The sequence below is a fragment of the Neptunicoccus cionae genome, assembly GCF_014643735.1.
Taxonomy (GTDB): domain Bacteria; phylum Pseudomonadota; class Alphaproteobacteria; order Rhodobacterales; family Rhodobacteraceae; genus Amylibacter; species Amylibacter cionae.
In genome coordinates, this window is sequence record NZ_BMKA01000006.1 from 30,921 (window position 1) to 44,898 (window position 13,978).

The 13,978-nt window shown below is 56.3% G+C and carries 12 protein-coding genes; 5 read left to right on the forward strand and 7 right to left on the reverse strand.

What is annotated here, in order from left to right:
• Nucleotides 1–28: 28 nt before the first annotated feature.
• The 3 genes from IEX10_RS16505 to IEX10_RS16515 form a co-directional block, all read right to left on the reverse strand.
• Nucleotides 29–1,135 (reverse strand): calcium-binding protein, encoded by a 1,107-nt coding sequence (locus IEX10_RS16505; protein WP_188677923.1) that lies wholly within the window; start codon nt 1,133–1,135, stop codon nt 29–31.
• A 175-nt stretch (nt 1,136–1,310) separates the two neighbouring features.
• Nucleotides 1,311–2,219 carry a sulfotransferase gene (locus IEX10_RS16510; protein ID WP_188677924.1) on the reverse strand — a complete coding sequence of 303 codons (909 nt, stop codon included), beginning with the start codon at nt 2,217–2,219 and terminating at the stop codon, nt 1,311–1,313.
• Between the two features lie 39 nt (nt 2,220–2,258).
• Nucleotides 2,259–3,155 (reverse strand): ABC transporter permease, encoded by an 897-nt coding sequence (locus IEX10_RS16515; RefSeq protein ID WP_229678605.1) that lies wholly within the window; start codon nt 3,153–3,155, stop codon nt 2,259–2,261.
• 27 nt (nt 3,156–3,182) lie between these two features.
• Between IEX10_RS16515 and IEX10_RS16520 the strand changes: the two genes are divergently transcribed.
• Both IEX10_RS16520 and IEX10_RS16525 read left to right on the forward strand, forming a co-directional pair.
• The gene (locus IEX10_RS16520) at nt 3,183–4,487 is read left to right on the forward strand and encodes a KpsE/RkpR family capsule polysaccharide export protein (RefSeq protein WP_229678606.1); all 1,305 of its coding nucleotides are present in this window, start codon (nt 3,183–3,185) and stop codon (nt 4,485–4,487) included.
• A 6-nt stretch (nt 4,488–4,493) separates the two neighbouring features.
• Entirely contained in the window at nt 4,494–5,168 is a 675-nt protein-coding gene (locus IEX10_RS16525) for an ABC transporter ATP-binding protein (protein WP_188677927.1), read from the forward strand.
• Nucleotides 5,169–5,505: 337 nt separating this feature from the next.
• On the opposite strand, the gene IEX10_RS16530 is transcribed toward IEX10_RS16525, so the two are convergent.
• The 3 genes from IEX10_RS16530 to IEX10_RS16540 all read right to left on the reverse strand — a co-directional run bounded on the left by IEX10_RS16530 (nt 5,506) and on the right by IEX10_RS16540 (nt 8,758).
• The gene (locus IEX10_RS16530) at nt 5,506–5,748 is read right to left on the reverse strand and encodes a hypothetical protein (RefSeq protein ID WP_188677930.1); all 243 of its coding nucleotides are present in this window, start codon (nt 5,746–5,748) and stop codon (nt 5,506–5,508) included.
• Nucleotides 5,749–5,924: 176 nt separating this feature from the next.
• Nucleotides 5,925–6,632, reverse strand: coding sequence for a YjbF family lipoprotein (locus tag IEX10_RS16535; RefSeq protein WP_188677933.1), 708 nt, complete (start codon nt 6,630–6,632; stop codon nt 5,925–5,927).
• Complete coding sequence (locus IEX10_RS16540; protein WP_188677936.1) at nt 6,629–8,758, reverse strand: YjbH domain-containing protein; 2,130 nt, start codon at nt 8,756–8,758, stop codon at nt 6,629–6,631. The genes IEX10_RS16535 and IEX10_RS16540 overlap by 4 nt, the downstream gene beginning before the upstream one ends.
• 203 nt (nt 8,759–8,961) lie before the next feature.
• On the opposite strand from IEX10_RS16540, the gene IEX10_RS16545 reads away from it, so the two are divergent.
• The gene (locus IEX10_RS16545; RefSeq protein ID WP_188677939.1) at nt 8,962–10,077 is read left to right on the forward strand and encodes a polysaccharide biosynthesis/export family protein; all 1,116 of its coding nucleotides are present in this window, start codon (nt 8,962–8,964) and stop codon (nt 10,075–10,077) included.
• 22 nt (nt 10,078–10,099) lie between these two features.
• Here IEX10_RS16545 and IEX10_RS16550 read toward each other — a convergent pair whose 3' ends face one another.
• A complete protein-coding gene (locus IEX10_RS16550) occupies nt 10,100–11,260 on the reverse strand; it encodes an amidohydrolase (protein ID WP_188677941.1) in 1,161 nt (386 codons plus the stop codon).
• 236 nt (nt 11,261–11,496) lie between these two features.
• Between IEX10_RS16550 and IEX10_RS16555 the strand changes: the two genes are divergently transcribed.
• Nucleotides 11,497–12,705, forward strand: coding sequence for a glycosyltransferase family protein (locus IEX10_RS16555; RefSeq protein ID WP_188677944.1), 1,209 nt, complete (start codon nt 11,497–11,499; stop codon nt 12,703–12,705).
• Between the two features lie 163 nt (nt 12,706–12,868).
• Nucleotides 12,869–13,978: a hypothetical protein gene (locus IEX10_RS16560; RefSeq protein WP_188677946.1), complete on the forward strand. Its 1,110-nt coding sequence runs from the start codon at nt 12,869–12,871 to the stop codon at nt 13,976–13,978.

Consider the following 13,978-nt stretch of genomic DNA (forward strand, 5'->3'; position numbering starts at 1 on the left):
GCCCCCTTTTTTATTGTCTGAGTTCAGCCTAGATAAAGTCGATGCTGCCAGCGCCGATGAACGTGTCGTCGTGCCCGACCAATATGATGGTGCCATTGTCATGGCTGATCACTTTGTCCCGTCCTGATACGCTGATGTCCAAAGACTTGAAGCCGCCGGAATGGCCCTCAATCGCGATGGTATCCTGTTTTTTGGAGTAGCCTTTGACCTTATCCGTTCCGGCATCATAGCCAAAGACGAAAGTGTCCCTGCCGCCACCGCCTTTGAGCACATCATCCCCACCGGCCCCTTCCAAGCGGTCGTTGCCCTTGCCCCCGATCAGGAGGTTGTTCTGACTATCACCGGTCAGATGGTCATCATGTTTTGAGCCTTTTATATTCTCAAACCCTGTGGCCAGAAAATATCCCACGGATTCAACATAATGGAAGCTGTCGTTGAATTCATACTCGACATCATTTTTGGCGTTGGACAAATCAAGCAGATCCACGCCTTCCCCGCCGCTGGCATAAAAGCCGTATTCGAAACCCTCCGCCGCGTGGAGCTTGACCTTATCGTTTCCGCCTCCTGTATCGAGGTAATTTACCCCACCGCCGGTAGTGACCTTATCGTTTCCAGCGCCAAGCCGGATGGTCCCCACCCCGCCCTCGCCGGTTTTCAGGATGGTCGCGTCTGCACCGACCTTGATAGTGCTCACCCAACCGTCTGTAGTCGTTATCTTATGGGTATAGCCGCCGGATTCAGAGCCTAAGTCGATGGTCCCCACCCCGCCGACGGTCTTCAAAGAAATGGTGGCTTCCCACGTCTCGATCAGCGCCACATAGCCATTGCCAGTGGTGATATTCGCCTCGCCGTCATAATATTGTAGCACGCGAACACGGGAACTGTCGTTCATCACCAGATCGAGATCGGTGCTGGAGACATTCATGTAACTGATCCGCGCCGTGCCATCCAACGAGGCTTCCACCATGCCGCCATCGCCACTGAATTTCAGTGAATCAATCCGCGCACTGCCGGTCATGGTGATGGATTTATCCCCGCCCGAAAGCTTCAGATAATCTTCGGTCCCACTGTTAAAAACCAGTGTGTCTTCCGGGGCAAATGCGGCCGCCTCTGCGTTGTGTTTTTGAAGTTTCATCATAAAATCCGGTGAAAAAAGGGTTCAATAAGCCCCCTATCTTAGGTCTTCTCGGCTAAATTTTCACGTGTTTTCGCAATTCCAGCCGGAAGACCGCATCGGATCAAAGGCGCACATTGCCCTGTCCGGCTCTGGATGGGGCGGAAAAATGCGGGATATCAAGCCCTAGGGTGGATTACTTCGTGTAACCCATCTTTTTGGCCAGCGGGAAATTGATCCGCTCGGCCATTTTGCGGTAGCGGGCATTTTCCTCGGATTTCCAGCTTTCTGAGGGTTTGATCTGGATGTGTGTGGCGCGTTTTTCCAGCACTTCCTCGTTTGCGGGGGGGAAGAGGTGGTTGCGCTCCCAGGAGATATCCGCCTCGGCATCGGAGGTGAAAAACGGGGTGGCCACCTGCAATCCGGCCCAGGACTGGATGTCCTCGATGGTTTTGCGCGGGGCGGTGGCCAGTGTTTCATAATGCAGTTGCAGGAAGGGGGCATCGCTGCCTTGTTGAAACGCCTCCATCCGGCGCACGCGGTTGTTCCAGTTGCGCGCCCGCTGTTGCAGGGTCTCTTTCTTCTGCACCCGTTTGGCCCAGCTGGCATTCACCGCACGGGGATCGCGCAGCAGGTTCAGCGTATAAAGCGAGATTTCGGGGATCAGGCTGAGGGACAGCGCCACATCAGGGGCTTTGGAACTGTCGATCAGCGCGGCGCCGCCCGCTTGCCGTGCGGCAGTTGCATAGAGATCGCCAAGCAGGCTCAGATACTCTGCATTTTCCTGCCGGATCAGATCCCGCACGGCGGCGTCTTCCCAGCCGCTGTTCTGCGTGGCCGAGGTTTTGAACGCGGGCGCGCCGGTTTTCAAACGCTCGAACACATCTTCGCCATGCCGGTCTGTCATTTCTGCGGCCACCGGCCCCCAATAGGCGCACTCCTGTATCGGCTGATGGCAGGCACAGGTCTCATTGCGTTTCAGGGCAAGAGGCAGGTGGCGGATCTGCCCGAGGTTGAAGCAATCGTCGTTCTGGGACAGCAACTGGGACAGGAAGGTGCTGCCGGACCGGCCGGCCCCTGCGATATAGACAACTTTGGTAGACATGACAGCTTGCTCTCTGGAAAAGGGGTCAGGATTATCGGGTTACAGGTTCAACAGATCACGGTGATACCGGTTCAATAACAACAGGCCGAGCGCCAGCGTGATCAGTCCGAAGCATAGCACATAGGGGATCGAGACATAGCTTGCCTCATACGTGGGGTAAAAACCGCGCCGCATTAAACCAGTAATATGGGCGACAGGGTTGAACCACAGGATATCGCGGAACTGTGAAGGAATATCCTCCATTATGAAGAAGATACAGGACAGGATGAACATCGGCGTGGTGATAATACTCCAGAGAGTGCCCCACATGGGAAACCGCGTGATCAGATAGCAGTTCAGACAGCCCACCCCAAGCCCCAGCAACGCGGCCAGCGCAAAAGCGGTGATGATGGTGGGCAGGTCGAGAATGGTTTCAATGCGAAACAGCATGATAATCAGCGAGAACAGCAGATAGGACACGGCGATCTGGGTTATGACGTTCAACAAGAACCGCGCAATAATGGCGTCCGTATAGCGCACGCCCGGATAGCGCAGCAGCGGTTTGGAGAAGCTCAGCGCATTGGACAGTTTGCTTGACAGCTGCATATAAAGCTGGAAGGGCATCATCGCGCTGGCATAAAACAGCCCGAAACTGGTCCCGAGCGAGGGGCTGCGCAGGGCGGCGGAAAACACGAAGGTCATCAGGGTGATCGCGGCCACAGGCTCCATCACCGCCCAGAAATACCCCCCCGGCGTGCGCCCGTAGGTGGTCGACATTTCGCGCAGGATCAGCGCCACAATGGTGCGTGGCGTTTTCAGCCGGCGGGGCTTGAGCGGTGCGGCTGGTGCAGGGATTTCGCTGGAGGACATGGCGCGGGGATATATTCCATCAGGGCAGGGCTTGGGGCGGAATTCGTACTTGGGTTTATGGCCAAGCACAGGTAAACAATCAAACATAAATTTACGCGGGCGCGAGGGCGGCATTTGGAAGATCGGGACAACAGGGGTGCAGAGGCTGACGATGCATCACAGGATGATCAGAACGCAGACGATCAAAACGGGGGCGGGAATAACAAACCCAAGAAACAACGGCGCCAGATCAAGAAACTGAAGCAGGAACTGCGCGAGGTGCAAAAGGCACCACCGACCGTGGTGGTGGCCGATGTGGCCCCGCGCGCAAAAATGAAGAAACGCCACTACGGGGTTCTTCTGATCTTTCTGTTTTTCGTTGTACTGCCTTCGGCAGGGGTCTTCTGGTATCTTCAGGAACGGGCGGCGGATCAATACGCCTCGCGGATCGGTTTTGTGGTGCATACCGAAGACACCAGCGCTGTGACCGATGTGCTGGGCGGGGCGATCCAGCTGGGCAGCGGTGGCTCCAAGGACACGGATATCCTTTATGAATTCATCCGCAGCCAGCAGCTGGTGTCTCTGGTGGATCAGAAATTGGACCTGCGCGCGCTCTATTCCAAGCCACAGAATGATCCCATTTTCTCTTTTCAGCAGGATGGCACGATCGAGGACCTTCTGGACTACTGGTCCAGCATGGTGCGGGTTTATTACGATGTGGACACCCAATTGATCGAATTGCGGGTGCAGGCGTTTGATCCTGATGATGCCTATAACATCGCGCAGGAGATTTTCGCCCAGAGCACCGTGCTGATCAACCGGCTGTCCGCTGTGGCGCGGGAAGACACGCTGCGCTATGCCCGCGAAGAACTGCAAACTGTCGAAGACCAGTTGAAAGCGGCCCGTCAGGCGCTGACACGGTTCCGCAACGAAACCCAGATCGTCGATCCTTCGGCGGATGTGCAGGGGCAGATGGGGCTGTTGAACACGCTGCAGGCGCAACTGGCGGCAGCTTTGATTGATCAGGACATCCTGCGCGACACCACGCGGGACAATGATCCCCGTATGGTGCAGGCCGCGCGCAAGATCGAGGTGATCCGCAAACGGATTGCCGAAGAGCGCCAGACCTTTGGTCTGAGCGGCGACGGCGGCGGCAGTAATTCCGAAGAATTCAACGAGTTGCTGGCCCAGTTTGAAGCACTGACTGTGGATCGTGAATTTGCCGAGAAAGCCTGGCTCGCGGCCCGTTCCGCCTATGACGGCGCGGTGATCGAAGCCAATCGCCAAAGCCGCTATCTCGCGGCTTATGTGGGGCCGACCCGTGCAGAAAAGGCGCAATATCCCGAACGGATCATGCTCTGGATCATGACGACACTGGTGCTGTTCCTGGCCTGGTCGATCCTGACCCTGATCGGCTATTCCATCAAAGACCGCAGGTAGGTCCCGATGATCCGACTGGAGGGGCTGAATAAAACCTTCATCATGCGGGGCCGCCGCAAGGTGATTGCAAACGATATGAACATCGTTTTTCCCAAGGGCGTGTCTGTGGCGCTGCTCGGTCGCAACGGGGCGGGGAAATCCTCGCTGCTGGCGATGATCTCGGGGTTTCTGGCGCCCGATAGCGGCAAGATCCACATAGAGGGCAGCCTGAGCTGGCCGGTGGGGTTTGCCGGCAGTTTCCACAAGGATCTGACCGGCGCCCAGAACATCCGCTTTATTGCGCGGGTCTACGGTGTGGATACGGACGGGCTGATCGATTTCGTGCGGGACTTTGCCGAACTCGGGCCCCATTTTGATCTGCCGGTACGGACCTATTCCTCGGGGATGAAATCGCGCCTGTCGTTCGGGGTCTCTATGGGGGTGCGGTTTGACACCTATCTGGTGGATGAGGTCACAGCCGTTGGCGATGCGGACTTCAAAAAGAAAAGCCGCGCGGTGTTTATGGAACGGATGAACGCCAGTGGTTCGATTTTTGTCACCCACTCCATGGGCGGTGTGCGTAATTTCTGCGAGGCGGCGGCGGTGCTCGAAAAAGGCAAGCTGACCTATTACGACGATGTGGAAGAAGGCATTGCGGCCCATCAGGAGAACATGGGCGGTGATGAGGATGACGACGATTAGGTCATGAAATTAATTTAGTGCAATTCCTGATTTAATCTTTTACCTCAATCGGTTTCGTAACTCCATCAGCTCGCTTTCGAACACCTCAGCAGGCGTCTGGTAGTCGAGGCATCGCGGCCTAAGTGGCCCGCGATCTCCGCAATTGGCCATCTTCCGTTCTCCTTGCTTTCCAGCAAGATAGGGGATTTGTCGCAACCCAGTATAGAATGTGCCCCTGCTACAAGTGTGTAAACGCGTAATGTTTCTTATGTTAACTTACACACAATATTATTTCTATCGGGCGAAAAAAAGGCGGGCTGTTTCCAGCCCGCCTTTCACATCCCAAGTCAAAAAAGACTTAAGGCAGTGTTGTTGTTGTTGTGCCGGTGCCGCCGTCATCCGCAACAGATGCCACAACAATCGCGGCAACCACTGCGCCAGCTACGGCTGTGCCAACGGTCAGACCGCCAACCAGAGTGTTCGTAGCAACAGTTGTTGTTGTCGTAGTTGTTGTTGTTGCAGTTGTAGCAGTTTGCGCTACCGCAGCTGTGGATACCATGCCCAGAACAGCGGCAGATGCGATGCATTTAGCGAGTTTCATATTTATCTTCCTTAATACCAATAGGATCCTGTCGTGACCTGTGCCGCAACCCTATCAAAGGCCGTCGGTCAGGTCAAAGGCTTACAGGGGTGACCCCTGCTGAGGATATAGTGCACAAGGCCGCAGTGTCACATCTTTACCCCATCCAGCCCCAAACCGGCGGATTTTGGGGCCGTTTAGCGGGGGCTGAGCACTTCGATCTCGGCGCGGCCGAACTTCTCCGAGATAAACTGGCGCGACTGGCGCACTCTACCACTGCCTGATTCGACCCAGTAGAAGTTCTCAAAAGCCAGCTTTTTCCCGTCCAGCGCTTCGCCCTGACACCATTCCTTTACCTGCCTCACACCGTAGCTGCGATCGAGTATCGTAATGGGGCCGTGGGCCGAGGATGTCACAAGGCAGGACATTTCCACCGTGGCCAGTTTTTCATCGCCATCAAGATAGCGGTAGGCGCGGGTCGATTCACCGGCTTTGATCGCAGCCGCCAGCCCGGGTGAGGATAGTCCCATCAGATCATCGCCCAGCCCCCGCGTTCCCACCAGAACACCGCCGCGGAACAGCAGGCCAATGCCATCTCCGGTCATATAGGTGCTGTAAGCCCCCTGCCGGTCCACTTCGGCCAGGGTCGACATCGCCCCTGTGCCCTCTATCCGGACCCGCAGGATCGGAACTCCCGCTGCATCGACATCTGCGCGGCTGACCTGCAATACGGCTTGTTGGCTTGCGGCCACTGCGGCCTTGTCGTTCATCGCCCGCTGGCCCAGCCGTTTGGTAATCTCGGTCAGTTCCAGTGCGGATTTATCCGACCCGCAGGCCACCAGCCCCAGCGCGAGACCGGCCCCGCAGACCAGTGCCCGCAGGGTTTTTACAGTCATGAAAGTCATCGCCAGACCCTTCCGAAGGTTTCAGAGACCGCACGGCCATCCGCTTTGGACACAATCCCGTAAAGCCGGTTTTCGACTTTCAGGCGCGCGCCACCGTCCCGTGTCAGCGGACGGATCTGTGTATCGATGGTATTCCGAGAAGCCCGCCCGATGCCCCAGGAGAAGGGGATCGACAGGGTGATACCCTTGTCAAAGCTGCCTTCGCCAAAGTCCTCAAACGGGATGTCGGTCAGGGTAAAGAAGGCCCCGACGACCCAGCCGTTGTTGAAGGTCCGGTTCAGCCCGAAGGTCGCCCCGTAATCCCCCGCCAGATAGCGCCCAGCATCCACCTGCGCGGTAAAGCCGTTGTCCATGTCATAATAGGCCGACACATGCCCTGTCAGCACATCATAATCGCGAAAACCGAAACGCTGCTCGAACTCCCGTTGTTTGACGTAGTTCAGTTCCGCCCCGAGCGCGAGCTTGCTGTTGGCCGGTTTCCAAAGGATCTCTGAAGAGACACCGCCATACATGAATTCCAGATAGCCCGCGGAAATCCGCCCATAGACATTGGGATGCAGTTTGAACAGATAATCCGCTGTCAGCCGCTCCAGCGCGGGATCGCCCTCGCTGTAATAGCGCGCTGCAAAGGACCGCACGCGGGGCACTTTGCCAGTGGCGCCGCCTGCCCGTTTGATATCACCGAGATTGCCCACCAGCGGTTTGTTTATCGATCCGCTGAGGGTCAGGCCCGGTGCGATGGTATAGCTGGCCTTGGCGCGCACGCCCAGATCAATACGGATCGGGGCGTCGGGATCGAAAAAGCTGCTGCGGACACTGGGCGCGATGCTCCACTTGAAACGGGGGTAGCGCCCGTCTTCATAGACCAGTCCTTCGGGGCGGCGTGCCGGACCGCTGGCGATCGTGCTGCGCTGGTGCAGTTTCTCTGCGCCATAAGGATCATAAGACAGGGTTTCCACATCGCGCCGCTGCATCGTCACCTTTGTAACCGGCAGATCTTCTTCCACCAGCACAATGTTGAAGGTTTCAATACTGCCCGGCAGCCCGCGGGACAGGGCGCGTGCTGCGCGGCCGACGGCCTCGGAGGGGGCAATAAATGTCTTGTTCAGCAGATAAAGCGTGGCGGAGGTCGAAGTGACCTGTAGCCCTTCCATTTCAAGCTGGCTTGCTTCCAGAAGCGGGCGGACCTGACCGCGAATGATCCGCGGCGAGGCGGGATCGGCCGACCAGTTGTCCGCATAGCGAGTGGCGCCCCCTGTCAGGGGTTTGCGCACCAGCACCGGCAGCGGCGCGGATTCCAGACCGCTTGGCGCAGGGGGATCGCTCGGGTTGAAGCTGAGCGAGGCCATCAGCGCGAACTGGTTGCCGTTCAGGTAATAAGCGCCGAGTTTCACCGCTTCGTTGTAATCATACTCCACACCGAAGTTGGCCGAAGACTTGCGCTCGTAAACCCCCTGATTGACCTCCACCGCATAGGCATCCGAGGAATACTCCGCCTTCAGGCGCAGACCCTCTATCGGCGTTTGCCATTCCAGACCACCAAAAGGCTGCACCGGACCACGGAACCAGTTGCCCGCATCAGGCACCCCGCCCTTGCCGATGTTGATGGTGCGCCCAAGATAACCGTCCCGCCCGCCAAGCCGTCCCCAGCCCACACCTGCAGTGGCTTTCAGCGTTGGTAAAAGGTTTTTGGTGGCAACAATATATTCGCCCGAAAAGACCCCCGTGCCGGCAAAATCCTGCAAACCGATGGTCACGGCGGGCACGAACTGGCTTTCTTCAAAGACCCTGTAGCGGATATCAAAGCTGCGGTCATAGCGGGTATCCCGCCCGACCGAGTTATAGCCGTCGATGGTGGAATAGCGGAAAGAGCCGGAAATCCGTGGCGTGATCTGAAAGGTCAGCGTGGTGCGCGTAGACCCGCTGTAGCCCGCGACACTGGTGGTAATCTGGCCGGCTTTCTGATGCTCGGCACTGGGCATATCGATCAGCCCGACAGAGCCGAACAGGTTGGTAGAGGGTTCGGATGCAACCTGCGCCAGCGTCGGAGACGCCGCCATACCGGTCAGCCCGATCCCCAGACACAGCGCACCTGTCATTCGCATGATTGCCAACTTGCTGCTCACGTTAATCCCACCCTTTTTTCTTTCGAAAGCCCTGCCTTATCCGTTTTACGCGGACAGGGCAGCAGACTCAAAACAAATCTGCCGCACCTCCCTTAAACCGCGCCCGTAGGGAAAAAACATCAGTTGACCTGTTGCCCCAAGCCAGTATCTTGCCAAGCTGTTGCAAATGGGTGCCGCTCGCGCACCCCACTTAAGGAAGAAACATGTCCCACCGGCTGTTTTCCCCGTTAAAAAAACTGATTTTTCTGGGGGCCGTCTTGGGAATCGTCGTCGCCTGTTCGCTGCCGCGCGGTGCGCCGTTGCAACGGGAACTGACCAAACAGGATAAAAACGAACCGGCTGAATTCGCGGTCTATCAGATCACTAAAAACCTGCTGCCCCAGATCGAACGCTGGCCAAGCGACACCAGCGCGGAACGGCACTGGCTGCGCGGCGGCGGCGCCACCCGCGTGGCGATTGCGCCCGGGGATGTGGTCAACCTGACAATCTGGGACAGTGAAGTGAACTCCTTGCTGACCAGTCCCGACCAGAAGAGCACAACACTTGAGAATATCCTCGTGTCCCGCAGCGGCACGATCTTCATGCCCTATATCGAGAAAGTCCACATTGCAGGGCTCTCGGCGGATGCAGCGCGCCAGAAAATCCAGCGCCAGATGGAACAGATCATCCCTTCGGCACAGGTGCAACTGGCCGTCACACCGGGATCGCGCCATTCGGTGGATCTGGTGGGGGGCGTGTCCCAGCCGGGCAGCTATCCGCTGAATGATCCGGACGGGCGGATGAGCGTCCTTGGTCTGATTTCACTGGGCGGTGGTGTACGGGACGGGCTGGAAAACCCGCAAGTGTCCCTGACGCGGGGCGGCAGGGTCTATCAGATCGCACTGAAGCGTCTTTATGAAAACCCGACCCTTGATACGGTGCTGCGCGGACGCGACAAGGTGATTGTCTCCAGCGACGACCGGTTCTTCCGCTCGCTTGGGGCTTCTGCCACCGAAGCCATCGTGCCCTTTGATCGTGAAACCATTTCCGCCCTTGATGCCATGTCGATGATCGGCGGGCTGCGGGAAAACCGCGCAGATCCCAAAGGCATCCTGATCCTGCGGGAATATCCGGCTGCGGCCGTGCGCAGCGGCGGGCCAAACCACCAGCGGGTGATCTTTACCGTGGACCTGACCAAAGCGGACGGGCTGTTCAGCGCAGATCAGTTCCTGATCCACCCAGAAGACACTGTAATGGTTACAGAAAGCCCTGTTGTACTGGCAGAGACCGTGATCGGCCTGTTCACCAGCACAGTCCGCGCCGGCAACACAGCATTCTAGAAAAAGATCGGATCAGGCGGGCCTAGCCTGATCCGAGCAGATCCCGTGTGATCCGTTCAAAGATGGCCGCGCCAAGCGGGATGATATCATCTGGAAAATCGTAATCGGGATTGTGCAGCGCGGCATAATCTTTGCCCGGACCAAGACACAACATCGCGGCTTTTGCGCCCCAACCAAAGACACCGAAATCCTCGGAGGCGCGCATCGGCAGACCTTCCGGTCCGCAAGCCACGCCAAGCGCTTCCATCGCGGCCCCTGCCACATCCACGGCGGCGGGATCATTGATAGAAGCGGCGAAATCATCGCAGACTGCAAATTCCACCGACAGCCCTGCGCGGTCCGCTGCATCCTCTGCCAGCGCGCGGGCCTGTGCGGCCATATCCGCCAGTGCCGTGTCTTGTGTGGCCCGCAGGGTGACATGGAGCAGCGCATCCGCTGGGGCGATGCCGAAAGTGGCCTCGCCGATATTCACATGGGTCAGGGTCGAAAGGCGAAAGCTATCGTCCAGATTGCCCCCCTGCCCCAAAGCCGCCAGCGCGGGGATCAGTTCGGCCACCGCCAGCGCGGGGGAGACGCCGTCTTCGGGACTGGCGGCATGAGCGGTTTTACCCTGCAGGCGGATCGCCAACCCCTGAGAGGCGCAATTCATCAGCCCCGCCCGTGTGGCGACAAAGCCGAAAGGCCGCCCCGGTTCCAGATGGATCGCAAAGGCCCAGTCGGGTTTGATCGCCTCGAACGCCGGATCGGCCACCACTGCACGCGCACCGGCCCCGTCTTCTTCCGAAGGCTGGAACATCAACACCACACGACCCCGCGCCACAGGGCAGCGCGCAATCAGCCGTCCAAGCGCCAGCAACATGGTCATATGCCCGTCATGGCCGCACAGATGCCCCTTCCCCGGAACCTGTGACACCCACTCCAGATCGTTGATTTCCTGTATCGGCAATGCGTCAAGTTCGGCGCGAAACAGCACCGTTGGCCCAGCCACACCGCTGTCAAAAACCGCCGCCACCCCGTGCCCGCCAAGCCCCGTCAGTATGCGCGTCGGGGACAGCGGCTCAAGCGCGGCGACAATCCGCGCTGCAGTCTCGCGCTCCTCTCCGGAAATTTCAGGGTAGCGGTGCAACAGCCGGCGAAACGCGGTCAGTTCCACCAGATCGGAATTGCTCAGACCGGAGTGCATTGAATTTTCTCTTTCAAGGACGTGCGATAGAGAACTGCACTGACAGGGGGAACCATATCCAATAGCGTTTCATCTAAAGCCTGCTTCATACAACACTGCTTGAAATAGTAAATTTCCATTTCGTATGTGACACCTTAACCACTAAGTGAAACGAGAAGTACTTCACTCCTCGTCATATCCTGATAGAATACAGGATAACTTGCCATTATTTTAAAGCGTATGTACGGTCGCTTCAAATGACAATATCTCCCCAAAACAAACCAAAAATTTTCCTCATTGAATTTGCTGCGAATACGTGGATTGGACACCGTGCCAATACTCTAGCAGCGCTGCACGGCGCTTTGAAAAAGCGGGGGCATATTGTGGAGTGCGGTATTAGTGTTAAAGCTGCGCCCGAGATGCTGGAAACCTTGAACGCAAAACCTGTTTTCAGTTTGATGCCGTGGCCCGCCCTGTCAACAGACCGGATAAGTGGAGAGATAGAGTCTTTTCTTGCTTATGGGGAAAGGACACCGACTGAATTCGAAAGTTTCTTATCGGAAGCACAAGCCACAGATATCGTGATCCTGAATACGGCCTCCGAGAACGAACTCTGGGGCTTTGTGTGTTGGATGGAACAGCGTGCGGCGCACCGGCGCCCCAAAGTCGTTGCCAATGTAATGTTACCCCAGTTTTTTGATCCGATCACAGAAGAGCCGACACAGCGGGGCCGATTGTTGCGGGTGGCTGTAAAGAAACTGATGGAGCTTTTACCGGCGGAAAAACTGTTGTTTTTGGCGCTGACAGAACGGCTGAGTAATTTGTTCAGCAGTCTGACTTCCGCGCCGTTTCAAGTGTCTGTTACGCCTCTGGATCTTGCCAGCTTTTTGCGCAGTGATGAGGATGCGGCGCGATCTCGGCCGGTGCGCATTGGGGTTGCCGGGGCACCTAAAACGACGAAAGGAGAGCATCTCGTCCCCGAGATTGCCGAGATGTTGCTGGCCAGACATCCTGAAGTAATGTTCTATGCCCAGAACTGGCCTGCCAATAAGCTTATACCGAACAATGTTGAGGTTACTCCATCGGGGGTCGGGCGACAAACTTATATCGATTTGCTTAAAAGCTGCGATATTTCTTTGATTATGTATGATCCGATCTACTACAAACACGGGGGGTCAGGCGTTTTTGAAGAAGCTGCAAGTGCGGGGCACGGGGTCGTGGTGACGCAGGATACTTGGATGACACCTTTTGTAGACTCCGGTGTCGTTGAGGGAATTTCTGTACCCTTCGGGGATACCAAAGCCGCAACCGAGGCGTTGTGCCGTTTGATCGGGCAGGTGCCGGAATTGCGCAAGAAAAGTGTAGTGAACGGGCATTCCTGGGCAAAAACACGGGATGTTGAGGTATATCTTGACCAGGTGTTTGACGCCCTGTGCCCGGGCCAGAACTTATCGCGAACCTCCTAAAGATGGTATAAACAGTAAGAACACCAGAATAGGTTTCGGGCGCACTAAACGGGGGCTTTCGGACTATCAATTCAGCGCGAAATCATTTTAAACCATGGCCAATAGACAATTGGATTCGAGAGATCCCCTTACTTGTCATAACGCGTTATTTGAGGACATCAGCTTGACATATTCATCATCTCCAAAGTCTGAAGCGGGATTGATTTCCAAAGGCAAATCTGTTGCTGTAGCCGCCTTTATCGGAAAGAACGGCGTAGACGCTTCAATTGACCGGCTTGTGAATTGGCTGCAAACTGCAGATGTCTCGATCGTATCGGACCTCGATGAACAGACTTCCGAGATGCCTGCTATCCTACTGTACGACAGAGCCCAGAATTCTGTTTTAAAAGGGTTGGGGCAGGGTCAGGGACCCATGGAAGCTCTGATGGGATGGCGCACCGTTTCAGAAAAATGTCTGGCAAAATACCGAAGCAACAGGCGCGGGACTGCCCTGTTGGATGTGCAAAGCTTTGAGGAGAACCCACAGAGCTTTCTACAAGCACTTGCGAAAAAATTTGATTGGGATTTGAAAGATCTCGATACCGTAGCTGTATCCCAAGACGTTGCATCAGAAACGGCACAGGATGAAATTCTTCGGGTGATTGCGGCGGTTGCCGTATCCGGTGACCCGCAGGCCCGCCGCCTTGAAGGGGAACTGGAAGCGGGATCTTTGTGGCTGGATCAGGCAAATGGGCCTGCCCTCAAAAGAGCTGATCCCGAGTTAGCTCTTTCAGCCTATCAGAAAACTCAAAAGCGCCAGTCAGCAGACATCGAAGCACAGTTACAGGCAGCCCTGTTGGAAAAGACCGCTGTGATGCAGCAATTGATGGATACCCAAGAGGAATTGGAAAAATTTGCCATTTCTGCCGGGGATCAGGAGAAATCATCGGATCGGGAAAAAGATCTGCTGATGCAGCAACTGTCAAATACACAGTCAGAGCTTGAGACCTATTTTGACGAGCTGCAAAAAAAGCAGAAACAGTTCGGGGCTTTAGAGAGAGAGCTGCAAAAGAAGCAAGAACAGCTTGATGGTTTAGAGATAGAGTTGCAAAGCGCTAACGAGAAAGCTCAAAGGGAAGAGGAAGAATCCCGACGCAAGATAGATACCTTGAATGACGAAATCCTCTTTAAGAACGGGGAAATTGAAGCTTTGCGTAACTCCACGTCCTGGAAGGTAACAAGCCCGTTGCGCGGAGTTGGTGATACTCTAAAATCAGCGAAGAAACGGGGGTAA